This is a genomic window from Streptomyces sp. NPDC001027 (assembly GCF_040299045.1).
GTDB lineage: Bacteria > Actinomycetota > Actinomycetes > Streptomycetales > Streptomycetaceae > Streptomyces.
The window spans coordinates 1-24,069 of the sequence record NZ_JBEPBI010000089.1; the positions used below are offsets into that span (position 1 = coordinate 1).

Annotated in this window: 20 protein-coding genes; 4 read left to right on the forward strand and 16 right to left on the reverse strand. The window is 72.2% G+C overall.

Annotation, left to right across the window (positions count from 1 at the left end; all coding sequences use genetic code 11):
* Positions 1-52 precede the first annotated feature (52 nt).
* The 7 genes from ABT300_RS23555 to ABT300_RS23585 form a co-directional block, all read right to left on the reverse strand.
* Entirely contained in the window at positions 53-421 is a 369-nt protein-coding gene (locus ABT300_RS23555) for an acyl-CoA carboxylase epsilon subunit (protein ID WP_351678974.1), read from the reverse strand.
* 2 nt (positions 422-423) lie between these two features.
* A complete protein-coding gene (locus ABT300_RS23560; protein ID WP_351678977.1) occupies positions 424-2,046 on the reverse strand; it encodes an acyl-CoA carboxylase subunit beta in 1,623 nt (540 codons plus the stop codon).
* 53 nt (positions 2,047-2,099) lie between these two features.
* Entirely contained in the window at positions 2,100-3,317 is a 1,218-nt protein-coding gene (locus ABT300_RS23565) for a ketosynthase chain-length factor (protein WP_351678980.1), read from the reverse strand.
* Entirely contained in the window at positions 3,314-4,582 is a 1,269-nt protein-coding gene (locus ABT300_RS23570; protein WP_351678982.1) for a beta-ketoacyl-[acyl-carrier-protein] synthase family protein, read from the reverse strand. Before ABT300_RS23570 ends, ABT300_RS23565 begins: the two co-directional genes overlap by 4 nt.
* Positions 4,583-4,654: 72 nt before the next feature.
* Positions 4,655-5,311: an FMN-dependent NADH-azoreductase gene (locus tag ABT300_RS23575; protein WP_351678985.1), complete on the reverse strand. Its 657-nt coding sequence runs from the start codon at positions 5,309-5,311 to the stop codon at positions 4,655-4,657.
* A 250-nt stretch (positions 5,312-5,561) separates the two neighbouring features.
* Entirely contained in the window at positions 5,562-6,605 is a 1,044-nt protein-coding gene (locus ABT300_RS23580) for a methyltransferase (RefSeq protein WP_351678987.1), read from the reverse strand.
* 41 nt (positions 6,606-6,646) lie between these two features.
* Positions 6,647-7,129 carry a nuclear transport factor 2 family protein gene (locus tag ABT300_RS23585; RefSeq protein ID WP_351678990.1) on the reverse strand — a complete coding sequence of 161 codons (483 nt, stop codon included), beginning with the start codon at positions 7,127-7,129 and terminating at the stop codon, positions 6,647-6,649.
* 236 nt (positions 7,130-7,365) lie between these two features.
* On the opposite strand from ABT300_RS23585, the gene ABT300_RS23590 reads away from it, so the two are divergent.
* From ABT300_RS23590 to ABT300_RS23605, 4 genes are read left to right on the forward strand one after another with little or no spacing between them, the layout of a single operon-like run.
* A complete protein-coding gene (locus ABT300_RS23590; RefSeq protein ID WP_351678993.1) occupies positions 7,366-8,379 on the forward strand; it encodes a zinc-binding dehydrogenase in 1,014 nt (337 codons plus the stop codon).
* 2 nt (positions 8,380-8,381) lie between these two features.
* Entirely contained in the window at positions 8,382-9,497 is a 1,116-nt protein-coding gene (locus tag ABT300_RS23595) for a winged helix DNA-binding domain-containing protein (RefSeq protein ID WP_351678995.1), read from the forward strand.
* Positions 9,498-9,529: 32 nt separating this feature from the next.
* Positions 9,530-10,642, forward strand: a complete 1,113-nt coding sequence (locus ABT300_RS23600) for an acyl-CoA dehydrogenase family protein (RefSeq protein ID WP_351678998.1) — start codon at positions 9,530-9,532, stop codon at positions 10,640-10,642.
* 44 nt (positions 10,643-10,686) lie between these two features.
* The gene (locus tag ABT300_RS23605; protein WP_057577775.1) at positions 10,687-11,292 is read left to right on the forward strand and encodes a response regulator transcription factor; all 606 of its coding nucleotides are present in this window, start codon (positions 10,687-10,689) and stop codon (positions 11,290-11,292) included.
* A 102-nt stretch (positions 11,293-11,394) separates the two neighbouring features.
* Here the strand turns inward: ABT300_RS23605 and ABT300_RS23610 are convergent, their stop codons facing one another.
* The 9 genes from ABT300_RS23610 to ABT300_RS23650 form a co-directional block, all read right to left on the reverse strand.
* A complete protein-coding gene (locus ABT300_RS23610) occupies positions 11,395-12,609 on the reverse strand; it encodes a sensor histidine kinase (RefSeq protein WP_351679001.1) in 1,215 nt (404 codons plus the stop codon).
* A gap of 90 nt (positions 12,610-12,699) precedes the next feature.
* Positions 12,700-14,178 (reverse strand): SagB family peptide dehydrogenase, encoded by a 1,479-nt coding sequence (locus ABT300_RS23615; protein ID WP_351679004.1) that lies wholly within the window; start codon positions 14,176-14,178, stop codon positions 12,700-12,702.
* Between the two features lie 53 nt (positions 14,179-14,231).
* Positions 14,232-16,496 (reverse strand): TOMM precursor leader peptide-binding protein, encoded by a 2,265-nt coding sequence (locus ABT300_RS23620; protein WP_351679007.1) that lies wholly within the window; start codon positions 16,494-16,496, stop codon positions 14,232-14,234.
* Positions 16,497-16,498: 2 nt separating this feature from the next.
* Positions 16,499-16,792: a hypothetical protein gene (locus tag ABT300_RS23625; protein ID WP_351679010.1), complete on the reverse strand. Its 294-nt coding sequence runs from the start codon at positions 16,790-16,792 to the stop codon at positions 16,499-16,501.
* A gap of 176 nt (positions 16,793-16,968) precedes the next feature.
* Positions 16,969-18,696, reverse strand: coding sequence for an MFS transporter (locus ABT300_RS23630; protein WP_351679013.1), 1,728 nt, complete (start codon positions 18,694-18,696; stop codon positions 16,969-16,971).
* Between the two features lie 42 nt (positions 18,697-18,738).
* Complete coding sequence (locus ABT300_RS23635; RefSeq protein ID WP_266724886.1) at positions 18,739-19,158, reverse strand: cupin domain-containing protein; 420 nt, start codon at positions 19,156-19,158, stop codon at positions 18,739-18,741.
* Positions 19,155-20,348 carry a Gfo/Idh/MocA family protein gene (locus tag ABT300_RS23640; RefSeq protein ID WP_351679017.1) on the reverse strand — a complete coding sequence of 398 codons (1,194 nt, stop codon included), beginning with the start codon at positions 20,346-20,348 and terminating at the stop codon, positions 19,155-19,157. Before ABT300_RS23640 ends, ABT300_RS23635 begins: the two co-directional genes overlap by 4 nt.
* A complete protein-coding gene (uvrA, locus tag ABT300_RS23645) occupies positions 20,348-22,825 on the reverse strand; it encodes an excinuclease ABC subunit UvrA (RefSeq protein WP_452987285.1) in 2,478 nt (825 codons plus the stop codon). Before uvrA ends, ABT300_RS23640 begins: the two co-directional genes overlap by 1 nt.
* 44 nt (positions 22,826-22,869) lie before the next feature.
* Entirely contained in the window at positions 22,870-24,027 is a 1,158-nt protein-coding gene (locus ABT300_RS23650) for a nucleotide disphospho-sugar-binding domain-containing protein (RefSeq protein ID WP_351679021.1), read from the reverse strand.
* Positions 24,028-24,069 lie beyond the last annotated feature (42 nt).

The window sequence follows — 24,069 nt, forward strand, 5'->3', positions numbered from 1 at the left end:
GTCGCGATCGCGTCACACCCCCCACGCGCAGCCTCTCGGGCGGCCCCGGACGTCAGGGCAGCTCCGGCCATCCCGCCGTCCCGGGCTGCTCCGGTCCGGGCGCCTGCGGGCCGAAGGCGCTCCCCCAGCCGGTCTCGGGCGGCGCGTCCGCGGCGGACGGGTTCCCCCAGCCGCTCCCGGACGCCCGGGCGGCCGATCCGGAGCGGCGCCCCCACACGGTCGTCGCGGGCCGGTCCGGGCCGGGCCACTCCGCCAGACCGGCCACGGCCGGCACGTCGGGGGTGCGCTGTGCCCAGTCGGCGACCGCGGACGGATCCGCGGCGGACCGGTGCAGGCGGGTCAGCAGCGCGACGGTGAGGGCGGCGATCTCCTGCTCGGTCGGCCGCCCGGAGCGAATCGTGAACAACGGGTCCCCGGTCATGGCTACATCGGGGGGTTGCCGTGTTTGCGCGGCGCCAGGGAGGCACGCTTGCCCTCCAGCATCTCCAGCGCCCGGACGAGGGTCTCACGGGTGTGCGCGGGGTCGATGACGTCGTCGACCAGCCCGTGCTCGGCCGCGTAGTAGGGGTGCATCAACTCCTCCTGGTAGGACCGGATGCACTGCTCCCGGGTCTCCTGCGGATCGCCCGACGCCGCGATCTCCCGGCGGAAGATGACGTTCGCCGCGCCCTCGGCCCCCATCACCGCGATCTCGTTGGTGGGCCAGGCCAGGGACAGGTCGGTTCCGATGGACCGCGAGTCCATGACGATCCAGGCGCCGCCGTACGCCTTGCGCAGGATCAGCTGGATGCGCGGGACGGTGGCGACGCAGTAGGCGTAGAGCAGCTTCGCCCCGTGCCTGATGATCCCCTGGTGTTCCTGCTCACGGCCCGGCAGGAAGCCGGGCACGTCGACCAGGGTGACCAGGGGGATGTTGAAGGAGTCGCACATCTGGACGAAGCGTGCGCCCTTGTCGGAGGCGTCGATGTCCAGGGTGCCCGCCGAGACCAGGGGCTGGTTGGCGACCACGCCGACCAGCCGGCCGCCCATCCGGGCCAGCGCGCAGACGATGTTGCCCGCCCAGTTCGGCTGGATCTCGAAGTACTCGCCGTCGTCGACGATCTCCTCGATCACCTTCAGGATGTCGTAGGCCTGGTTGGCCGACGACGGGACGAGGTCGAGGAGGGCGTCGTTCCTGCGGTCCACCGGGTCCGTGCAGGGGACGACCGGGGGCAGCGCCCGGTTGTTGGCGGGGAGCAGCGACAGCAGGTACCGGACGTCGGCGATGCAGGCGTACTCGTCGTCGTAGACGAACGAGGAGACGCCCGAGACTCCGGCGTGGACGTCGGCGCCGCCGAGGCCGTTCATGCTGATGTGCTCGCCGGTGACCGCCTGGACCACGTCCGGGCCGGTGATGAACATCTGGGCCACGTCCCGGACCATGAACACGAAGTCGGTCAGCGCGGGCGAGTAGGCCGCCCCGCCCGCGCACGGTCCGAGGATCACGCTGATCTGCGGGATGACGCCGGACGCCTGGGCGTTGCGGCGGAAGATCCCGCCGTAGCCGGCGAGCGCCGTGACGCCCTCCTGGATCCGGGCCCCCGCCCCGTCGCACAGGCTGACCAGCGGGGCGCCGGCGGCGAGGGCCATGTCCATCAGCTTGTGGATCTTCGCGGCGTGGGCCTCGCCCAGGGCGCCGCCGAACATACGGAAGTCGTGCGCGTAGGCGAAGACCTTCTGTCCGTGGACCAGCCCCCAGCCGACGACGACCCCGTCGGTGTGGGGGCGCTTGTTCGCCAGTCCGAAGGCGGTCGCCCGGTGCTTGCGGAACGCCTCGATCTCGACGAACGTCCCCTCGTCGAAGAGCAGCTCGATGCGCTCCCTGACGGTGAGTTTGCCCTTGGCGCGCTGGGCTGCGGTCGCCTCGACGCTCGGTCCCTCGCGGATGACCGCCTTGAGCCGGGCGAGCTCCTCGGTGCGGGTCCGCAGGTCGTTGCGTTGGACGGCCTCCTCGAGGTCGTCCGGGAGTATCGCGCTCCCGGCCGACTCGGCGACTGACGTCAGCATGAATGCCCTTTCGTTGCGACATGTCGATGACGATGACGGACGGCTGCTGCCGCTCAGCGGAGCTGGCGCACCACCATCGCCGAGTTGAAGCCGCCGTGCCCGCGGGCGACGATCAGCGCCGACCGGACCGGGCCCTGCCGCGGCTCGCCGACCACGAGGTCCATCTCGTACTCGGGCACGGCCTCCCGGACGCCGACGGCGGGCGGGATGGCGCTCCAGAACATCGACAGCAGCGCCGTGGCGACGTCGAGGGAGGCGCCGCCGGCGAAGAGCCGTCCGGTCATGGTCTTCGGTGCGGCGACGGGGACGCCGTGCGGCCCGAAGACCTCCTTGAGGGCCTCCGCCTCGACCTGGTCCAGTTCGGCCTCGCCCACCGCGTCGGCGAAGACGACGTCGATGTCCGAGGCGTCCATGCCGGCGTCGCCCAGCGCCATCTCGATGGCCCGCTGCAGGCCCGGCGGGCGGCCGGGGGTGCCCGGGTCGAAGGTGGAGGCGTAGCCGGCGATCTCGCCGAAGACGGTGGTGCCGATCCGTTTCTTCGCGCTCTCCGGAGTCTCCAGCACCATGATCGCGCCGCCCTCGCCGGGGACGTACCCGCCGGCGCGCTCGTCGAAGGGCAGATAGGCCCGCTGCGGGTCGGAGCTGCGGCTGATCCGGCCGGTGGCCTGGTGGGCGACCCAGGCCCACGGGCACAGCGTGCTGTCGATGCCGCCGGTGAGCATCAGGTTGGCGCCGTCCCGCAGCTGCCGCCGGGCGTGGCCGATCGCGTCGATCCCGCCGGCCTGCTCGCTGATCACCACGGCGCCCGGCCCGTGCATCTTGTGCCGGATGGATATCTGGCCCGTGTTGACCGCGTAGAACCAGGCGAACGACTGGTAGGCGCTGACGTACTCCGGGCCCTGGTGGTGCAGCTTGGCCAGCTCGCGCTGGCCGAACTCGTAGCCGCCGCCGGAGGCCGCGGTGACCACGCCCATCTCGTCGGTGGGGACGTCGCCGCCCCGCACCCCGGCCTGGCGCAGCGCCCAGTCGGTGGCCACCAGCGACAGCCGGGTGATGTGGTCGGACTGCGGCAGGATCCGGTCCTGCAGATGCCGGTCGGGCACGAAGTCGGGTATCTCGCCGCCGAGTTTGCAGCGGTACTTCGAGATGTCGAACTTGGTCACCCGCCGGATGCCGGACTGGCCGGCCATCAGCGCCCGCCAGTACGACGTCGGACCCAGCCCGTTGGGCGCCGCGATGCCGATTCCGGTCACCACTGCTCGCCTGGTCATCGCTTCGCTCCTCGTACGTTTCGCAGGATCATCGCGCTCTGGAAGCCGCCGAAGCCGCTGCCGACGGTCAGCACGGTGTTGAGCCGCTTCTCGCGGGCCACGTTGGGCACGTAGTCCAGGTCGCACAGCGGGTCGGGCTCGTTGAGGTTGGCCGTCGGCGGGATCAGTCCCTCGCGCATGGCGATCAGGCAGCCGGCGATCTCCAGCGAGCCGATCGCGCCCAGCGAGTGACCGATCATCGACTTGAAGCCGCTGATCGGCGTGGTGAAGGCGTCCTCGCCGAGGCTGCGCTTGAAGGCGCCCGTCTCGTGCAGGTCGTTCTGCTTGGTGCCCGAGCCGTGCGCGTTGATGTAGTCGATGTGCGGGGGCAGGATCCGCGCCTCGTCCATCGCGACCTCGATGGCCGAGGCCATGTCCTTGCCCTCGGACTCGAGACCGGTCATGTGGTACGCGTTGCAGCGCGAGGCGTACCCGGCGACCTCGCCGTAGATCTGCGCGCCGCGGGCCCGTGCGTGCTCGAGCTCCTCGACGACGACGATCGCACAGCCCTCGGCCAGCACCAGGCCGTCGCGGGTCTTGTCGAAGGGACGGCAGGCGTGCTCGGGGTCGTCGTTGCGGGTGGAGCTCGCGCGGAGCACGTCGAAGCAGACCACCGTGATCGGCGACAGCGGGGCCTCCGTGCCTCCGCTGACGACGACGTCGGCGCTGCCCTCCTCGATCAGCCGGGCCGCGTAGCCCACCGAGTCGATGCCCGAGGTGCAGCCGGTGGAGACCAGCGTGACCGGTCCCTCCGCGCCGGTCTGCGTGGCGAGTTCGGCAGCCATCGAGCTGGGGTTCACGTAGTCGTACAGATGCGGGACGGTGTAGCCCTGGTCGACCTCCCAGAGCCGGCCGCCGTCGCTGCCGATGGTGAACTCACGCTCCAGACTCGTGGTGCAGCCGACGGCGGAGCCGAGGGCGACGCCGACCCGGGTGGGGTCCATGACGTCGAACTGCAGGCCCGCGTCCGCGACGGCTTCCCGGCCGGCGACGACGGCGAACTGCGCGGCCCGGTCGAGGCGGCGCACGTCCTGCGGGGTGAGCCCCGACTTCAGCGGGTGGAAGTCGACCTCGCCCGCGATGCGGGAGCGGAAGGCCGAGGGATCGAAGTGGGAGATCGCCCTGGTCGCCGTCCTGCCCTCGGCAAGTAGGCTCCAATATTCCTTGACACCTATGGCACCTGGCGAAATGACGCCGAGCCCGGTGATCACAGCGCGACGGGACACCGATGGCCTCCTGGATCAATGCAGGTTGGTTTGTACGAGAATGCGGCGTCTGGCTCGTGACTGACTCGACAATCACCGCACCAGCACGGCGGACACGTCGCGGGCGCGCTTCTCGGCCGCCTGGTGCGCCTGCGCCAAGGACTGCTCGGCGAGCGGCACGAGCGCGGCCATCGCGGGCACCCGGGGGGCCAGCGAGAGCTGCGCGGCGATGATCTCGACGTCCAGGCCGAGACCGGTGCCGAACACGGTCTGCAGGTACGGGCCGCAGTGGTTGGCCTTCTCCATGGGAGCGCCCGGGCTGTAGCCGCCGCCGTAGCTGGCGACGACGGTCGCGGGACGGCCGGCCAGCGGGCCGGGGCTGCCGTCGAAGGTGATCGTGCGGTCGTTGACCAGCACCTGGTCGAGCCACGCCTTGAGCGTGGAGGGGATCGACCAGTTGTACATCGGGGTGCTCACCAGCAGCGTGTCGGCGGCCAGCAGCTCCTCGACGAGCTCGTCGCGCAGCAGCATGGCGGCGCGCTGGTGACCGTCGTGCGCGGCCGCCGGGACGAACCCCGCGGTGACGCCCGCCTCGGTCAGCGGCGGCACGGGAACGGCGCCCAGGTCCCGGTAGGTGACGACGCCGTCCGGGTTCTCCTTCTGCCACGCCCGGCGGAAGGTCTTGGCCAGTTCCCGGGAGACCGAGCCCCGGGACATGGCGGAGGAGTCGATGTGCAGCAGGTGCGGCATGGCTGTCTCCCGAAAGTCTGCGGATGGTGGCAGGGGTCCGTTCACGCCACGGTCGGCCAGCCCGCTCGTGTCACGGCGGACCCCGCCTCAAGCGGCCCCCGGGCCCCGGCATGCGTCAGGGGCGGGACGCCCATGGCGTTCCCACCCCTGTTGCTCCGCTGCGATCCGGCCGTTGCGCGGATCCGGAACGGCCCGCGGACCCCGGCGACTCCGGCTCCCCGGCGTCCCGGCGTCCCGGCGTCGGGCGCTCCTACGGGACGAGCGCGGTCAGCAGGACCGACTGGTCGCCCTCGATGCTCCGCGCCCCCTGGTAGTCGAGGCCGGCCTGCTCGAACAGCGCCGCGAACTGGTCGACGCTGCGCCGCTTCCCGCCGCCCATGAGCACCATCAGCAGGTCGACGGCGGTGCAGATCTCCTCGAACGGGCTGTCGCCGCCCAGCAGCATGTCGACGACGACCACCCGGGCGCCGGAGGCCGCGGCCCGCGCCGTGTTGCGCAGGATCGCGACGACCGTGTCGTCGTCCCACATGTACATCATGTGCTTGTACAGATAGGTGTCCGCACCGCCGGGCACGGACTCGCGGCAGTCCCCGGCGAGCAGCTCGGCGCGGGCGGCCAGCGCGCCGCCCGCCCGCAGCCGCTCGTCGACGCCCGGCAGCACCTGCTCCAGTTCGAGCAGCACCCCGTGGATGTCGGGGTACGCCTCCATCAGCTGCAGCAGCAGCTGTCCCTGGCCGCCGCCCACGTCCATGACCGTCTCGCCGGGACGCGGGGCGAGCGCCGCCACCAGGGCGGGGGCGTTGTTGAGCAGGATGGTGTTGGCGGTCATCGCCCGGTTGAAGATCGCGCCGGCCTCGGGGTCGTCGTTGACGAAGTAGCTCTGCGCCTGGGTGCCGAAGACCTTGGGGAAGGCCGCCTCACCCGTGCGCACCGCCTCCGCGGTGTGGTGCAGCACCGATACCGGCACGTGCAGCCACCCGAAGCGGATGACGTCGGGGGCGCCCCACGTGGAGTCCTGACGGATCATCCGCGACAGCTCGGTGTGCCGGAACCGGCCGTCCTCGAGCGCCTCGAAGAACCCGTGGCAGGACAGCGCGCGCAGCAGCCGGCCGAGCGCGTCCGGGTCCGCGTCGACGGCCTTCGCCAGCTCCTCGGCGCCGAGCGGCTCGTCGTCCAGCGCGTCGGCCACCTTCAGGTCGACGGCGGCCTGGACGAACTGCAGGGCCGCGAAGCCCATGCCGATCCGGTACAGCTTCACCCGGGCTTCGAGGGAGGGAAGTGCGGGAGTGGTCATGGCTCTCTCTGCTCCAATCGTGCCGGTCGTCGGGGCTCGGGTCAGCCGTGCTGGGCCGCGAGCCGGGCGTAGTAGCGGCCCGGGTCGGGCACGTCGTGGCGGATCACCCGGGACATGACGCGCAGCCCCTCCCCGGTGCGCACCAGCTCGTCCATGACGACGCAGCTCGGCTCGAAGACGACGTCGCCGTTCTCGTCGGTGACGCTGACCAGACAGGTGGCGGTGACCCGGGTCGAGCCGTCCGGCTGCGGCTCGGCCCGACGGTTCTCGAACCAGTGCCGGATGGTGCTGGTCCCGTAGCGGGCGAGGTTCGCGCGCACGCCCTCCAGCAGCGCCGGGCGGCTGCGCAGCTGCCAGGCGCCCTCGTAGCCGAAGAAGCAGTCCTCGGTGAAGGTCTGCACGAAGGCCTCGAAGTCACGCCCCTCCAGCAGCGGCATCTGGTGGGCGTAGAAGGCGGCGATCTCCCCGGAGAGATCGGCGTGCTGCTCGGTGTGCTGGCCGGTGTGCTGCAGCGTCTGCGCCACGGTGCACCCCTTTCGACGGTCCGGTGGTTCGCGGGAACCGCACCGTGCACCCCGCCGCTCCAGAGCGGCTGGAGCGCCGGTGAAACGCCGGCGCCGAAGCCGTGCGCCGTCGATCATGGCGGTGGGCGGTCCGCGGGGCCTCGGACGCTCCAGCCGGGCGCGACCTCCCTTCGAGACCTCCCCCGCACCCTCGGCACAGCACGACCCTTCGATCCCTCGCACAAGGAGCTGACGACATGTCCGACGGGACGCCGACGAAGAGCCAGGAGGTGCGGCTCGTCTCCTACCCGGACGGCGAGCTCTCCCTCGACCACTTCGAGGTCGCCGTGACGGAGCTGGCCGAGCCGGAGCCGGGTCAGGTGGTGGTCCGCAACGACTGGATGTCCCTCGGCACGGTCTACCGCGACCAGATGCAGTCCTCGCTGGACATCCCGATCCCGGTGTTCCAGCTGGGCCAGGCCATGTGGGGCCGTACGGTCGGCACCGTGGTGAAGTCCGCCAGCCCCGACCTGGCGGTGGGCGACCTGGTCGAGCACTTCAGCGGCTGGCGCGACCATGTCGTGGGCTACGCCGGGCAGTTCTTCAAGCGCGACCCCGAACAGCTGCCCGGCAGCGAGTACTTCCTCTCCAACGGGCCCACGGCCTGGCGCGGGCTCGCGGAGATCGCCAAGGTGCGCGAGGGCGACGTGGTGTTCGTCTCCGGCGCCACCTCCGGCGTCGGATGCCTCGCCGCCCACATCGCCAAGGCGCTCGGCGCGGTCAAGGTCATCGGCAGCACCGGATCCCCGCAGAAGATCGACTTCCTGACCCGGGAGGCCGGCTACGACGCGGCGTTCGACTACCACGACGGCCCCGTCGCCGACCGGCTGCGCGAGCTGGCCCCGGACGGGATCACGGTCTTCTTCGACAACGTCGGCGGCGAGCAGTTCGAGGCCGCGGTACAGGCGGCCGCCCCCGGGGCCCGCTTCGCGCTCTGCGGGTCGCTGGCCGCACAGCACGGCGAGGACGCCCGGCCGCGGCTGGACCTGCAGAGCCTCATCCCGCGCGAGCTGTCTTTCCAGGGCTTCGCCACGCTGCACACCCCGCAGCAGATCGAGGACTGGAACGCGCTGTTCGGCGCGTGGCTCGCCGAGGGCCGGATCTCCTTCCCGCACACCGTGGTGGAGGGCGGGGTCGCCGCGCTGCCGCAGGCCATGATCGATCTGTTGAAGGGCCGGCTCTCCGGCACCGCGCTGGTGAGGTTGTCCTGACCATGAGCACCGCCGCAGGCCCGGTCCTGAGCGTGAGGGCGCTCAACCGCGCGTTGATCCACCGCCAGCTGCTCGCCCGGCGGTCCGCGCTGACGCCCGCGCAGGCCGTCGCCCATCTGGCCGGGCTGCAGGCCCAGGCCCCCAACCCGCCGTACATCGGGCTGTGGACCCGGCTCGAGGACTTCGCGGTCGAGGACCTGGCGGTCCTGGTCCGGGAGCGGAAGGTGGTGCGCATCGCCCTGATGCGCTCCACCATCCACCTCGTCACCGCCGAGGACTGCCTCGCCCTGCGTCCGCTGCTGGCCGAGATGCTGGCCCGCACGGTCAAGGGGCAGTTCGGCCGGCAGGTCGCGGGCCTGGACACCGACGAGATCGCCAAGCTGGGCGCGGAGCTGGCCCAGGAGCGCACGCTCACCTTCGCCGAGCTGGGCGCACTGATGGCACAACGCCTGCCGGGGCACGACGCGAACGCGCTGGCGCAGACCGTGCGCAACCTGGTGCCGCTGGTCCAGGTCCCGCCGCGCGGGCTCTGGGGCCACAGCGGCCAGGCCGCGCACACCACCGTCGAGCGCTGGCTGGGCCGCGGACTCGATCCGGACGCCTCCCTCGACGCCTATGTACGGCGCTACCTGGCCGCGTTCGGCCCGGCGAGCGTCAAGGACATGCAGAAGTGGTCCGGTCTGACCCGGCTGAAGGAGGCGTTCACCCGGCTCGGCCCGGCGCTGCGCACCTACCGGGACGAGACCGGGACCGTGCTGTACGACCTGGCAGGGACTGCGCTGCCGGACCCGTCCGAGGAGCTGCCCGCCCGGTATCTGCCCGAGTTCGACAACATCCTGCTCTCACACGCCGACCGGGAACGGATCATGGCGGCGGAGCACCGTACGAGGGTCTTCACCAACAACGGCATCATCCGCGCCACCTTTCTGATCGACGGCTTCGTGCGGGGCCTGTGGCGGATCGACCGCGCCAAGGACGCCGCGACCCTGGTCGTCGAGCCCTTCGTCCCCCTGGCACGCCGGGACGTCGCCGAACTGACCGAGGAGGGGGAGCGGCTGCTGAGCTTCGCCGCCTCCGGGACCGGGCGCCACGACATCCGGTTCGAGACGGTCGGCTGACACCCGCGCGCCCACATCCGAGGAGCCACTCCATGACCGTCGCCACCCTCTCCACCCGCGACCTGCCGGCGGCGGCCGGCGAGCTGGCCGGCCTGTCGGCCGGGCACGCCGCGGCCGCCGACGCCACCGGACGACTGTCCGCGGACGTCGTCACCGCCCTGCGCGCGAGCGGATTCGCGCGGCACTTCGTCTCCGCGCGCTTCGGCGGGAGCGAGGGGACCGTCGCCGACTTCGTGCAGGGCGTGCTGCGGGTGTCGGCGTCGTGCGCCGCCACCGGCTGGTGCGTCGCCCTGCTCGCCGCGTCCTCCCGCTACGCGGCGCACCTGCCCGAGCAGGGGCACGAGAAGCTGTGGGGCTCGGGCGCCGACGTCCTCATCGCCACCGGCCTGGTGCCGGCGGGCACGGCGGAGCCCGCCGAGAACGGCTACCGCCTCTCCGGCCGCTGGCAGTACATCAGCGGCGTCGACTTCGCGGACTGGGTGCTGCTGTGCGCGAACGTGTCCGAGGAGGACGCGGGGCCGCGCTTCTTCGCGCTGCCCCGCGGGACCTTCGGCGTGGTGCAGTCCTGGGACTGCGTCGGCATGCGGGCCACCGGCAGTCACACCGTGGTGGTCGACGACGTGTTCGTGCCGGGCCATCTGTCCTTCGCCCGGGCGGAGATGGAGACCGGCGTCAACAGCTGGTCCCCGCTGCCCGCGCACAACATCCCCTTCCAGGCGATCGGCGCCACCACCTTCGCGGCCCCCGCCGTGGGCGCCGCGCAGGGCGCGCTGACGGCCGCCGTCCGCGTGCTGAAGGGCAAGCGGCTCACCGAGGCGGTCCAGATCGAGCTGGTCCGGGCGACGGCGCGGATCGACTCGGCGCGTCATCTGGTCGAGCAGAACGCCGCCGTGATCGACGACCGCACTTTCACGCCAACCTTTTTGGCACGCAATCAGCGGAATGCCTCGTTCGCCGGCGAACAGGCGGCCGAGGCCGTCACGGCGCTGGTGCGCGTGGCGGGCACGGCGGGGCTCAGCGACTCGGGTGAGCTGCAACGCGTCTGGCGTGACGTCACGACGGCGACGAGTCATGTGGCCCTGCGCTACGACATCACCCGGGCAGCGGCGAACTACAGCACGGCACTAATCGAACAAGCCATCTGAGGAAACTTGCGTACACGGCCAGATTGCGATGCTTGAATGACCACGTGATCAGAGTCTTGCTGGCTGAGGATCTCCATATGCTGCGCAGGGCACTCGTCTCCCTGCTGAGCCTCGAAGGGGACATAGAGGTCGTCGCGGAGCTGTCGAACGGTTCGGAGGTCGTGGCACGCGCACTGGAGTGCCGGCCCGACGTCGCGGTGCTGGACATCGACCTGCCCGGCACGGACGGCATCAGCGTGGCGTCCGCGCTGTACACCACGCTCCCGGAGTGCCGGACGCTGATCCTCACCGGTCTGGGGCAGCCGGGCCATCTGCGCCGGGCGGTCGCGGCCCACGCCCAGGGCTTCCTGCCCAAGGACGCCGAGCCGGAGCGTCTGACCGCCGCGATCCGGGCCATCGCCAGGGGCGAGCGCGCGTTCGACGCGACGCTCGCCCTCGCCGCGCTGGAGACCGAGCCGGGCGCGCTCACCTCCCGCGAGGTCGAGGTGCTGAGGCTGGCGGCCCAGGGCGAGGAGGCGGCCCAGATAGCCAGGAAGCTCCACCTCGCCACCGGCACCGTGCGCAACTACCTGACCACCGCGGTCACCAAGCTGGGCGCCCGCAACCGGGTGGACGCCATCAGGATCGCCCGCGAATCAGGCTGGCTGTGACCCGCCTCGCGCCTCCCGCCGCGTAGGGCGCGCGCCCTCGCCGTAGGGGTCCGTCTCCGCAGGGCCCCGCCCCCGTGACGTCCCGCCCCGCGTCGTCCGCCGTCAGGACGGCACGGGCGTCCGGGCCGGCGCCGGGACCTCGCCCAGCGGCATCTCCAGACGGAGTTCGAACCAGCCGTGGTCGTCGACGCCGGCCGTGAGGCGTCCGCCGAGGCGTTCCACGCGGAACGTCAGGTTCTTGATGCCGCTGCCGCCCCCCTGCTCCGCGCCCTGCACCGACCCGGCGCGCACCACACCGTCGTTGGCCAGCCGGAACCAGACCGCGCCGGCCCGGCGGCCGGTCTCGATCTCGCACCGCCTGACCTCGCTGTGGCGCAGGATGTTGGTCAGCCCCTCGCGGAACACCGTGGCCAGCACGGTGTCCACCTCGGTCGACAGCGAGTCGGACGCCACGTTCACCTTCGCCTGCACGCCGAGCATGGAGAGCATGGCCTGCGCGGCCCGCACCTCGTCGCACAGGGACATCTCCCGGTACCCGTGGGCGACCGCGCGGACGTCGGCCAGCGCCTGCCGGGAGATGTCGAGGACCTCGGAGATCTCCTGCCGGGCCTGGTCGGCGGTGACCGGCGTGAGCCGGTAGGCGAGCTCGCACTTGAGGGTGATCGTGGACAGGCTGTAGCCGAGCAGGTCGTGCAGGTCCCGGGCGAAGCGCAGCCGCTCCTGGGTGACCGCGAACTGCGCCAGCTCGGCGCGGGAGCGGTGCACCTCGGAGACCAGGTCGGTGAGCCGGGACAGACCGAACACCACCAGCCCGGTCAGGATCGTCGACACGGTGGTGTAGGAGACGTTCCGCCAGCCGAGCCCGATGCCGAACTGCAGCAGGTCCGTGCTCAGGACGACCAGGCCGAACGCCGTCCACCCCTGTCGTGTGTCGCGCAGCACCAGCAGCGCCGACCCCGCCAGCAGCCCGGGCAACGGCAGCCAGGCCAGGCCGAACTGCAGGAAGGGCGCATAGGTCAGCAGCGCCTGCAGAAGCAGCAGGAACCACCGGTGCCGGCCGAGCCGTGCCGCCGACCGGGGCGCCACCCTGGGCAGCAGCCGCGGGAAGGAGATGAAGAACTGCAGCGCCAGCACCAGCGCGAGCAGCCCCAGCGCCTCGGCCAGCCGGGCCGCCGAGTGCGGCGCGGCCGTCAGATAGGTGACCGCCACGAAGCCGAAGGCCAGCAGGACGACCGTGGTGATGCCCGCCGCGATCCTGGGTGCGAGGTGCGCTGCCGTCGCTTCGGCCTCATCGGCCGGCAGATCGTTGGGTTCCATAGGTTCCATGCCGTCTCGACCGCTCCCCCGCCCCGAGTCCCAGCTGGTGAAAGCGCACCATACCGGTCTTAGGACACGCCCTCAAGTCCCTCAACTCGCCGGTATACGACTCGAGATGACCATGTCGCCGACGCTGGACTCGACCCGCCAGTCCAGACCGACGGCCCGCTGGAAGGCGTCCGCGTCGCCGACGGGCAGGACGCGGGACTGAAGCCCCACGGCCCGCGCCACCAGCGTCAACGTCTGCTGGAGCGCTCCCACGTCCTTGAGGACGTTGCTGTACGCGGTGCCGCTGAACTTGTAGGCGGCGCGGGCGAATCGGGCGGATATGGCGATGAGCACGGTCGGCTCCCCGTCCGGGCCCGGCTCCCCGCCGCGCGCCGTGCCCGCCAGGTCGGCCGCGGCGCCGGGGTCGCCGCCCATCCGCTCCAGGCAGTGGTCGAGCGGCCGGTAGTGGTACGCGCCCGGCGGCAGACAGGACGCCCCCTCGTCGGCCAGGACGTACACCTCCAGCGCGTAACTGTCGTCGACGCTGACGTACGGGCGCTCGCTCGTCGGGTAGCCGGCCGGATCGAAGTCGGCCGGCGGCAGCAGGGCGCGAACCCGGGCCGACCGGTACAGCAGGGCGCCGAGCCGGTCCAGCGACAGCTCGCCGTCCTCGACGACCGGCCGGGCGCCGGGCTCCAGCACCGCGGTGAGGGTCGGGTCGGCGGCCGCCGGACCGTCGAGGACGGGGCGGGCGAGCGCGATCCGGTGCGCGGGGCGGTCCGGGTCCGGGTCCGTCTGCGGCTTGACCACCGGAGGCGGGGGCATCCGGCCGACCTGCGCGAACGCGGCTCCGCGCGGACGGCCGAAGCGCTCCCGGCGGCTGCCGGAGTGCACCATCAGCTCGTCCGGGGACCAGCCGGTGAGCGCGAGGTCGCGGTCCTCCGCGAAGGTGGGCTCGGCGCCGCCCGGGCCGTACCCGGCGGGCCCCTCGGCCACCACCAGCACCCCGGCGGCGACCAGGTACGAGCGGACCGCCTCCACCACGGGAAGGTGCGGCGCGTCGAAGTCGTCCGCCGCGCCGTCTATCCGGCCCAGCATCCCCATGACGCCCGGGTGGTGCAGCTCCACCTTGTGCTCGACGAGCGAGGACTCCACGGACAGACCGCCCGGCGCACAGCGGATCACCGCGAACCGCGAAAGCCTGCAGACCCGGCCGAGCAGCGGCTTCAGCCGGGTGAACCGGGCCTGCCCGGAGATCGGCACCACGGAGAGCAGCGGCACCGCGCCGACGGCCAGGGTGCGCACCACCAGGTGCTGCAGCGGCCGGAGTTCCTCCAGCAGCCTCTCCGAGCCGCCGGGCGAGTCCGCCGCCGAGGCCAGGATGTTGGGGATGGCCGACGGGCCGAGCTGCATCCGGCGCACGGCCTCGCGCAGGGCGGCGCTCGGCTCCTTGATCCGGAGATCCTCCCAGGGCGTCTCCAGCACGAGGGCGTCCTCGGGATCGGTGTCCGGATCGACAACGATGTCCGGCCTCAAGGACCACAGATTGACCAACTGGGGGGCGAGACTGCCAAGGTGCACGGCTGATCCAAGGTGGGGGGACGGACGCGATCGCGAGGGAATCACGGGGACGGTCACAGGAACAGGGGGACCGGGTTGAGGTCCTCGTAGCGGGTCGGTTCGGTCAGGTCTTTGCTGCGCACCGGCACGTCGAAGAGACGGCCGGGTGCGAACCGGGCCCAGTGGGGGCGGAGCCCGGGGACGATGACGCGGGCCACCGGCAGCCCCACGTCGGGACGGGTCTGGTCGAGCACGAGCATGTTCAGTCCGGCCTCGCGGACGATCCGCTCCGCCTCGGCGACATCCTCCCGCAGATCGGCCCGGGGCCGGTACGGGTGGGTGTCCGCGTTCATCGCGGGACGCTCCGGATCCGGCCGCAGATACGGGAGTTCGTCGGCCCGGGCGGTGCGCATCCAGCGCAGCGCCTCGGCGTCGTCGGTTCCGTATCCGGCGCCGTCGGCGCGGGCGTCCACGACGTAGGGGAGCATCTGGTTCAGTTCGGTCAGGGCGCGGTGCAGCGCGATCCGGGGGTCGAAGTGCGCGCCGAAGCCGAGCGTGATGTCCTCCCCCGCCTTGTCCGTACGGCGCGACAGCGCGACGACCGTGGGGATGCCGAGGTCGGCGGTGAGGTCGAGGGCCCACACCTCGCGGTGCAGACCGGCGTGGACCGTGCGCAGTTCGGCGATCCAGGGGTCCTCGAAGGAGCCGAGGTCCACCCCGGGCCGGCGTAGCCGGTTGTACCACCACAGGGCTACGGCGTCCCGCTCGACGAGCTCCAGGAACCCCTGGAGCACCGCGTCCTCCAAGGACGCTCCCGCCGCCACGCCGTTGGAGGTGGCGAGGCAGTACGGACGGCCCGCGAGGCGGGAGGCGCCGAAGTAGAGCAGGGCCGTGGGCAGCAGCCGGCGGCGCTGCTCGGTGAGCGACCACACCGGGGTCCACTCGATCTCCCGGCCCTCGTCGAAGGGCTCGCAGACCTGCTGGAACGCGCCGTGCTCGGCGTTCCAGCGGGCGCGGCCGGTGTACTGGCCGGCGGCGAAGAGCTGGACGGAGTCGGGGTGGACGGCCTCCTCGCCGAGCGCGTCGTACCGTGCGCGCCGCATCGGCTCGTCGCCCTGGAGGTGGCCGCTGTGCCGCTCCAGCACCTCTGCGAGCGCGCTCACCTTGGCCCGCAGCGGGGTGCTGCCCTTGCCCGCGCTGGTGGCGCGCAGCCCGGTGCGCCAGCCGCGCGGGTCGTGGTGGGTCAGGGCCAGGTTGTGCCCGGCGTGGAACACGTTGAGGAACGCCGGGCCGCGCGGGTCGCGGCGTATCTCCCGGACGAGGCCGGTGAGCGGGTCCACGTGACGGGCGTAGCGCCGGAGCATCTCCTCCGGGCCGAGGGCCCGGTGTCCGCCGCCGTCGCTGTCCGCCTTGGGCCGGGACGTCAGCACCACGGGCGCCTCGACCCTGGCGGCGACCAGCGTGGGATCGCCGCAGTCCGGGCACTGCGGGCGGCGGCTCACCGGATGGTGACTGCCCGTCAGCATCAGTCCGTTGAGGGTCCACAGCGCGTCCTGGCCGGGGTGGCGCAGGCCGGCCAGCCATTTGACCGCCTCCAGCACGGCCAGGTGGAGCCCGGCGAGCAGGCTCGCCGGGACCGCGCAGGGGCGGCGGGGCAGCGGGCCGGAGCGGCCGAGCCCCTGCTGGAGCCGGGCCTCGACCGGGCGGCTGCGCCACAGCCGTTCGGCCAGGCAGGACCAGCACGGGCCGTCCGGCACGCCGAGGAACGGGCCGATCCAGGTCTCGGTGCCGTGCAGCTGGATCGGCAGCCAGCTGCGCCCGGCCTCCCGGTACTCCCGGTCGAGTTCGCGCAGCCGGGGGTCGAGGTAGTCGTCGCAGGCCACCAGGACCAGGTCCGCCTCGGCGGCCGGCCCGGTGCGCAGGCCGGCCGACACGGCGGCGGTGTGCAGTGTCTCGGGGCCGACGCCCCCCACCGCCAGGGTGTGCACGGTGGCCGCGGGGCGGACGGCGCCGCCGCTGAGTCCGGCGGCGTCCCAGTACGCGCGCTCCGCGGCGTCGTCGGCCCGCGACTCGGGCAGTTCGGCCAGCAGGTCGGCTTCGGTGAGACGGTCGAGCAGCCGCAGCGTTCGCTCGACCGGCAGTCGTCCGGACGCCTCCGCGAGGATGGCGTCGCGCGTCCTGACGCCGTCCAGCAGTTCCGCGAGGTGGCAGATCTCCGCGCCGTGCAACGTGATGACGCGTCGCCCGGACATCAGGTAGACCGCTTCCCCGGGGACGATCTGGACCGTCAGGTGTTCCTTGAAGCCCAGGCGGGGCTTCCCCGAAGCCGACCGGATCACCGTCAGACCCCGCTGTGGTCCGTGGTGGCGGGCACGGCCGACTCGGCCCAGCAGACGAAGGAGTCGGTAGGCGCGGCCCACGGGCCGGCCGGGTTGTACTCCTCGATGAACAGGTCCTCGGAAAGGTGCTGTGCGGACATGGTCTCCCCCTCGATCGTCTGTGAACCGCGTCGGGCGACGCGGTCGGTGTGACCGTGCGGTGCGCCGTCGTCCTGCCGGTCGGTGTGCTCCGCGGCTTCGGCGTCTGACCAGGAGTCTCGCCGAGAGGAGGAGGGCCGCAGTAGTGCCGTGCTCACCGGCCCATGGTGAAGAATTCATGATCGCCGGATGACCGCTTCAGCAGGCTTCGCCCCGGGCGCACCACGGGGCGCACGAGGGGGCGGGCGGGCAGCCGCACAACGTGCAGGCCGCGGCCCGCGGGGCGCTCTGCCACACGGGCCGCGGCCCGGTTCGTCGTCGCGGTCCGCGGCCGTCAGGCGTTCTCCGCCACGGCCTTGGGCTCCGCGCCGGCCGCGCTCTGCTCGCCGTGCGCCGCGTTCTTGCGGGGCAGCAGGAACGTCAGCAGCAGGGTGAGGACCATGCCGCCGATGAACCAGCGCAGCGCGTGGGCGAAGGTGTCGGCGAAGGTGAGCGCGTTGGTGTGCTTGCCCGTGTCGGCGAACACCGCGGCGACCTTCGGGTTGCCGGTGAGCTCGGACGGGGGCTTGGCGCAGCTCGGCGCCTGGACGGTCCAGTCCTTCTCCTTCGCCTGGTCGCTCGTGCACTGCACGAAGTAGTCCACGACCCGGTCGGCGCCCTGCCCGGTGACCGACACGGCTGCCAGGTCCTTGCGCAGCTGCGGGGCCGCCTCCCGGGAGTTGTCGGCCGCGTTGCCGCCGAGGGCGCCGAAGAAGATGACGCTGACCAGGGCCGTGCCGACGGCGAACCCGAGCTGCTGGTTGGTGTTGACCAGGCCGGAGGCCGAGCCCGCGTCCTGCCGCGGAGCCTCGCTGGTGGCCATGTCCGGGATCGGGGACATGACCATGCCGAAGCCGAGTCCGAAGAGGGCCAGCGGGAGCGCCATCTTCCAGCTGGTGGCGCCGCTGCCGTAGTGCTCGACCACCCAGATGTAGGAGCCGAGGCCCAGCAGCACCAGCACCGCGCCGAGCTGCAGGAGCTTGCGCCCCATCTTCGCGGCGAGGAAGGCGTACGACAGCGCCGACGTGACGAAGGTGGTGATGCAGAACGGCAGGCTGGTCAGACCGGCGCGGATCGGGCTCCAGCCCAGGCCGACCTGCATGTACAGGCTCCAGGACAGGAAGAACACGCCCACGCCGACGTTGAACGCCAGTTGCACGCTGAGCGCGGAGGAAAAGCTGCGCAGCCGGAACAGGTTGAGCGCGACCAGCGGCGAACCGTCCTTGCGGGTACGGGCCTGCTGCTGGCGGATGAACACGAACAGCGACACCGGCGTCAGCGCCAGCAGGACGAAGCCCCAGGCCGGCCAGCCCAGTTCGCGTCCCTGGATGAGCGGGAAGACGAGCAGGAACAGGGTGACGGCGGCGAGGACCGCGCCGACGATGTCCAGCCGCAGCGCGACGGGCGCCTTGGACTCGACGATGCTCTTTTGTCCGACGATCAGACCGAAGAGGCCGACGGGGATGTTGATGAGGAACACCAGTCGCCATTCCAGGCCGAACAGGTCCCACTCGACCAGCAGGCCGCCGAGGCTCAGACCGGTGAGCGCGGCGAGACCGGCCACCGTGCCGAACATGCCGAACGCCTTGGCGCGCTCCTGCGGCGGGAAGCTGACGTGGATGATGGCCAGGACCTGCGGCACCATGATCGAGGCGAAGCCGCCCTGGGCCAGCCGGGACACGATCAGCATGCCCGGGTCGACCGACACGGCCGCGGCCAGCGAGGCGAGCGTGAAGCCCGCCACGCCGATCTGGAAGATCCGCTTGCGGCCGTAGATGTCGCCGAGCCGGCCGCCGAGGATCAGCAGCAGGGCGAAGGCGAGCTGGTAGCCGGCGGTGACCCACTGGATGTCCGCGTAGCCGGCGTCGAGATCCGTTCGGATGGAGGGGATCGCCACGTTCAGGATCGTGCTGTCGAGCATGTCCATGAACGCGGCCACGAGGATCACGGTCAACGCGATCCAGCGCTTGGGATTGAGCTCTCCCTCCTGCTCTCCGGACGACGTTGCTTCCAGAGCGGTCACGATCTTCTCCTTCTATGGGGGTGTGTGCGGCGGGTTGGTCGGTCAGAGCAACACGTAGGGATGCGTGTCGCTCGGCGAGTAGGCGTGCGAGGCCACCTCCACCACCTGGGTGGGGCTGAGCGCCATGTAGCTGTGCACGAGGCGCGGGTGAACGGTGACCAGGTCCCCGGCGACCAGCACGGTGTCGAAGCGCTGGCCGGTGTCGAGGTCGTAGTACGCGGCTCTCAGTTCGCCGGAGATCACGAACATCACCTCGGTCTTGTCGAGGTGGTAGTGGTTTCCGCGGCACGGTCCGCCCGGCAGGCAGTCCCAGTACGCGGCGAACCGGTAGGCGTCGCCGTTGGCGAACCTCACGAGATCCCCGGCGGGAGAGGAGAGCCTGCCCGGACCGTCGCCGGGTATGACGTCACGGAATTTCGTGATGCGCTCACAGCGCAGCTTGTCGGTGACAGCGGAGTTCATAAGGCCCCTCTCGGGTCGTCCCAGCTCGGAACAGGGTGCTGTGCGGCGCTGGAAGCGGCCTTGTCCGCCGCTCGAACCTCGGCGACCAGCCGGGCGACCGTGAGGGCCCGCTCCTGGTGCCGTTCGCGAAGACTCCGCTCGGCGCCGAGGCCGTCGCGGGTCTGTGAGGTCTGTGAGGTCTGTGAGGCACTTGAGGCCTGTGAGGCCTGTGGCCTCTGTGAGGACCGCGGGGAGTGCGGGGGCTGCGGGGGCGGTCCCTGCTGTTCGGCCGCCGGACGGCTCTGCCGGACGGCGTGCGAGAACGCGCGGACCGCCGCGAGGTACTGGTCCTCGGGGCGCAGGACCAGTTCCTCCACGCCCTCCGGCCGCTCCACCCGGATCACCGGGCAGTGGTCGGCGGGCGGCGCGTAGGCGCGCTCCACCCGGATCCGCCCCGCGCTCCCCCACAGCTCGTACCCGGCCCGGTAGGCGTGCTCCATGCCGAACACCACCTGCGCGGTGACGCCGTCCGGTGCGGCCAGCAGGACCGCTCCCCCGGTGTCCACGCCGTGCACGGGGTGCCGGCGCAGCCGCGCCCCGCACACCGTGAGCGCGGGACCGAGGAAGAAGCGGGCGGCGAGCAGCGGGTTGACGGCGATGTCCAGCAGGGCGCCGCCGCCGAGGGCCGTGTCATAGCGGACGTCGCCCGGCGGCGGCGCGGGGATGGCGAACTCCCCGGTGAAGCTGCGCAGTTCGCCGATGGCGCCGTCGGCGAGCAGCTCCCGCACCCGCCGGTGCAGCGGGTGACGCGGGAACATGAAGTTCTCGGCGAGCACGAGACCCCGCTCGGCGGCCAGCTCGAACAGCCGCCGGGTGGAGTCGACGTCGCCGGTGAGCGGCTTCTCGCCGAGCACGTGCTTGCCCGCCCGTAACGCCCGTTCGATCCACCGGGCGTGCAGGGCGACGGGCAGCGGCACATAGACGGCCTCCACGCCCGGGTCGGCGATCAGACGGTCGTAGCCCGTCACGGCGGCGCAGTCGAACCGGTCGGCCACCTCGCGGGCCCGGCCTCCGTCACGGCTGGCCACGGCCGCCACCCGGCTGCCGGGGTCCGCCGCGAACGCGGGCAGCACCCGGCGGCGGGCGATGCTCGCGCACCCCAGCACACCGATCCGGACCGGCTCCGAGCCCGTGGCGGGCGACCCCTTCATCACGGCCGCCCGCTCGTCCCCAGCACGCCCTGCAGGAAGCGTCCGGTGTGGCCGTGCGGCTGCCCGGCCACCTGCTCGGGGGTCCCCGCGGCGACCAGCGCGCCGCCTCCGTCGCCGCCTTCCGGACCGATGTCCACCACCCAGTCCGCGGTCTTGATCAGGTCGAGGTTGTGCGAGACGGCGAGCACGGTGTGCCCCTTGTCCACCAGGCTGTGCAGCACCGACAGCAACCGCTCGATGTCGCTGGAGTGCAGGCCGGTGGTCGGCTCGTCGAGCAGGTACAGGGTGTGCGCGCCGGCCCTGCGCTGCAGCTCGTTGGCGAGCTTGACGCGCTGGGCCTCGCCGCCGGAGAGCGTGGTCGCCGACTGCCCGAGCCGCAGATAGCCGAGGCCGACCTCGTCGAGCACGCGCAGCGGGGCCTCGATGGCGGGCTCCCCCGCGAAGAACTCCAGCGCCTCCTCGACGGGCATCGCCAGCACCTCGGCGATGTTCTTGCCGCGGTAGCGGATCTCCAGCGTCTCCGCGTTGTAGCGGGTGCCGTCGCAGGTCTCGCAGTGCAGGAAGACGTCGGGCAGCAGCTGCATCTCGATCTTGATGGAGCCGTCGCCGGTGCAGGTCTCGCACCGCCCGCCCGGCGAGTTGAAGGAGAACCGACCCGGCTTGTAGCGGCGCTTCTTCGCCTCCGCGGTCTGGCAGAACACCTTGCGGACGCTGTCGAAGACCCCGGTGTACGTCGCCGGCGTCGACCGGCCCGAACGCCCGATCGGCGCCTGGTCCACCCTGATCACCCGGTCGACGTGCTGCAGCCCCTCGATCCTGGTGTGGGCGCCCGGCGCCGGCGCGTCGCCGCCCAGCGCGCCCTCCACCGCCGGGTAGAGGATGTCGTCCACCAGCGTGGACTTGCCGGCCCCCGACACCCCGGTCACCGCGATGAACGTGCCGAGCGGGAAGGCGACGTCGAACCCGGCGAGGTTGTTCTCCTTCGCGCCGTACACGGCGATCCGGCGGTCGGGCGTCCCGGGCCGCCGGCTCGCGGGGACCGCGATGCCGCGCGTGCCGCTGGTGTAGCCGCCCGTCGGCGAGTCCGGGTCGCCGAGCAGCTGCTCGGCCGGGCCGCTGAACAGCAGCTCGCCGCCGTGCTCGCCGGCCGCCGGACCGAGTTCCACCACCCAGTCCGCGGCCTTGATCATCTGGTGGTCGTGCTCGACGATGAGCACCGTGTTGCCCTGGTCGCGCAGGTCCTGAAGGGTGGCCACCAGCTTCTCGATGTCCCTGGGGTGCAGACCGGTGGTCGGCTCGTCCAGGACGTAGAGCAGGCCGAACATGTCGGTGCCGAGCAGACCGGCCAGCCGGATGCGCTGCGACTCGCCGCCGGACAGGGTGCGCGCCGGACGGTCCAGACTGAGGTACTCGAGCCCCATCCGCGTCAGATGGCCGAGCCGCTGCACGATCTCCTCCAGGGCCTGGCCCACGGCGGCGCGCTCGCGGTCCGCGACGTCCAGCTCCTGGAAGAAGCGCAGCGACACGGAGACGGGCAGCGCCGTCACCTCCGCGATGCCGCGTCCGGCGACCCGGACCGCGAGCTGCGCCGGGTTGAGCCGGCCGCCGCCGCACTCACGGCAGGGCGCCGGCCGCATGTAGTTCTCCAGCTGCCCGAAGTTCTCGCCGCCGGACTTGCGGTACCGCTCGTAGAGCCAGGGCACCACCCCGGTGAACACGACGTCCTTGACCGGGTCGCCGGGCTTGTCGAACTTGCGGGCCCTGACCTTGATGTCGGCGCCGTGCAGCAGCGTGTGCCGCAGTCCCTCGGAGAGGTCCTCCCAGGGCGTGCTCTCGTCCTCGCCCAGCAGTTGCGCCACCGCGCGGGCCTTCATCCGCTCCGGCTCGGTGAAGGTGGGCCGCCAAGGCGTGATCGCGCCCTCCAGCAGGGAGCGGCCCGGATCGGCGACCAGGGTCGTGGGGTCCACCTCGAGCCGGGTGCCGACGCCCTGGCAGGCGGTGCACTGGCCGAAGGGCAGGTTGAAGGAGAAGGCGCCGTTGGTCATCTCGGGCAGCGCGCTGTCGTGGCCCTGCGGGCAGGCGTCGTCGGCCAGTTCGGTCCCGCACACGGTGCAGTGCGGGTGTCCGATCCGGGCGAACACCACCCGCAGCAGGTCGTACACCTCGGTGACCGTGCCCACCGTGGAGCGCGGGCTGCGCGAGGCCGAGGAGCGCTGGTCGACCGCGACGGCCGAGCACAGGCCGCCGATGTGGTCCACGTCCGGCTTGTCCATCTGGTGCATGAACTGGCGGGCGAAGGTCGACATGCTCTGCAGCTGGCGCCGCTGGCCCTCGGCGTAGATCGTGGCGAAGGCCAGGGACGACTTGCCCGAGCCGGAGACGCCGGTGAACACCGTGAGATGGCGGTGCGGCAGGTCCACGTCGACGCCGCGCAGGTTGTGCTCGCGGGCGCCGCGCACCTCGAGCGTCTCCGGCAGCAGGTGCGCGCGGCTGTTGGTGTCGCTCAACGGGGTTTCCTTCCCTACCGTCCCGGCCTGGCGCCGGCGAGTTCTTCGATGACGGGCACGACGGACGCCGGCGACGGCATCGCGGCCACCTCCGCGCGCAGTGCCCGGGCCTTGACGCCGTACGACTCGTCCTCGAGCAGGGCGCGGCAGTTCTCCACGACGGCTTCCGGGTCGATGGGCTGTCCCACCAGCTGGCGGGCGGAGCCGTACGCGGTGACGCGGCGCGCGCTGTCGTACTGCTCGGCGACGATCGGCTGCGGGACCAGCAGCTGCGGCAGGCCCGCGAGGATGGCCGCCATGGTGGAGCCGCCGCCGCAGTGGTGGACCACCAGGTCGCAGGAGGGCAGCACCGAGGCGAGCGGCAGGAAGCCGGCGGCCAGCACCGCGTCGGGCAGCGGCCCCAGCTGGGGGACGATGTCGTCGGCGACCGCGACCAAGAGCTCCACGCCGAGCGCGGGCAGCGAGTTGACCAGGTCCTTGAGCACCTGGGCTCCGCCGGCCGCCGGCGCCACCGTGCCCAGCGTGAGCAGCAGGCGGGGCCGCTCACGCGCCTCGAACACCCAGGACGGCACGGTGGCCGGCGGGTCGTACTGGACGTAGCGCATCGGGACGCCGTGGGCCCCGCCGGCGGGCAGCAGCGAGGCCGGGCAGGGTTCCAGCGCCAGGTCCGGCTCGGGCAGGGCGCCCAGGCCCAGCTCGGTCAGTTCCGGCGTCAGCTCGTCGGCCCCCGACTTGTCCATCTCGCGGAAGTAGCCGAGGCCGACGCCGTGCTCGACCCAGGGGATGCCCTTCAGCTGCGCCACGACGCCCGCCGCGTAGGTGTGCGGTTCGGCGACGATGACGTCGGGCTTCCACTTCTCGGCGACGTCGAGGAGGCCGGGCAGGGTGCGGGCGGCGAGCCGGCCGAAGCCGCGGCCGGCCTGCTCCAGCATCTGGGGCTCCTCACGCGCGAACGCGATGGGGGCGCCCTGCCGGTCGTGGGCCATGACCTCGCGCATGTGCATCGGCCCGTAGGTCGGGATGAAGGGCATCCCCGAGCCGTTCGCCACGGGGGCGAGGCTCTCCGGCGCGGCGACCAGCACGTCGTGACCCGCCGCGCGCAGCGCCCAGGCAAGCGGGACGACCGGACAGTAGAGCCCGTAGCTCGGGCCGGTGCTCACGAGAATCCTCATGCTGGTCATGCAACTGGTCGCCACTCGAGCCGCACTTGAGCC

Bases quoted from the DNA above. Each gene is read 5' to 3' on its own strand.
- ABT300_RS23560 (WP_351678977.1), bottom strand. From the start codon at position 2,046: ATGCTGACGTCAGTCGCCGAGTCGGCCGGGAGCGCGATACTCCCGGAC.
- ABT300_RS23590 (WP_351678993.1), top strand. From the start codon at position 7,366: ATGTCCGACGGGACGCCGACGAAGAGCCAGGAGGTGCGGCTCGTCTCC.
- ABT300_RS23635 (WP_266724886.1), bottom strand. From the start codon at position 19,158: ATGAACTCCGCTGTCACCGACAAGCTGCGCTGTGAGCGCATCACGAAA.
- ABT300_RS23575 (WP_351678985.1), bottom strand. From the start codon at position 5,311: ATGCCGCACCTGCTGCACATCGACTCCTCCGCCATGTCCCGGGGCTCG.
- ABT300_RS23640 (WP_351679017.1), bottom strand. From the start codon at position 20,348: ATGAAGGGGTCGCCCGCCACGGGCTCGGAGCCGGTCCGGATCGGTGTG.
- ABT300_RS23610 (WP_351679001.1), bottom strand. From the start codon at position 12,609: ATGGAACCCAACGATCTGCCGGCCGATGAGGCCGAAGCGACGGCAGCG.
- ABT300_RS23565 (WP_351678980.1), bottom strand. From the start codon at position 3,317: ATGACCAGGCGAGCAGTGGTGACCGGAATCGGCATCGCGGCGCCCAAC.
- ABT300_RS23600 (WP_351678998.1), top strand. From the start codon at position 9,530: ATGACCGTCGCCACCCTCTCCACCCGCGACCTGCCGGCGGCGGCCGGC.
- ABT300_RS23595 (WP_351678995.1), top strand. From the start codon at position 8,382: ATGAGCACCGCCGCAGGCCCGGTCCTGAGCGTGAGGGCGCTCAACCGC.
- ABT300_RS23580 (WP_351678987.1), bottom strand. From the start codon at position 6,605: ATGACCACTCCCGCACTTCCCTCCCTCGAAGCCCGGGTGAAGCTGTAC.
- ABT300_RS23555 (WP_351678974.1), bottom strand. From the start codon at position 421: ATGACCGGGGACCCGTTGTTCACGATTCGCTCCGGGCGGCCGACCGAG.
- ABT300_RS23650 (WP_351679021.1), bottom strand. From the start codon at position 24,027: ATGAGGATTCTCGTGAGCACCGGCCCGAGCTACGGGCTCTACTGTCCG.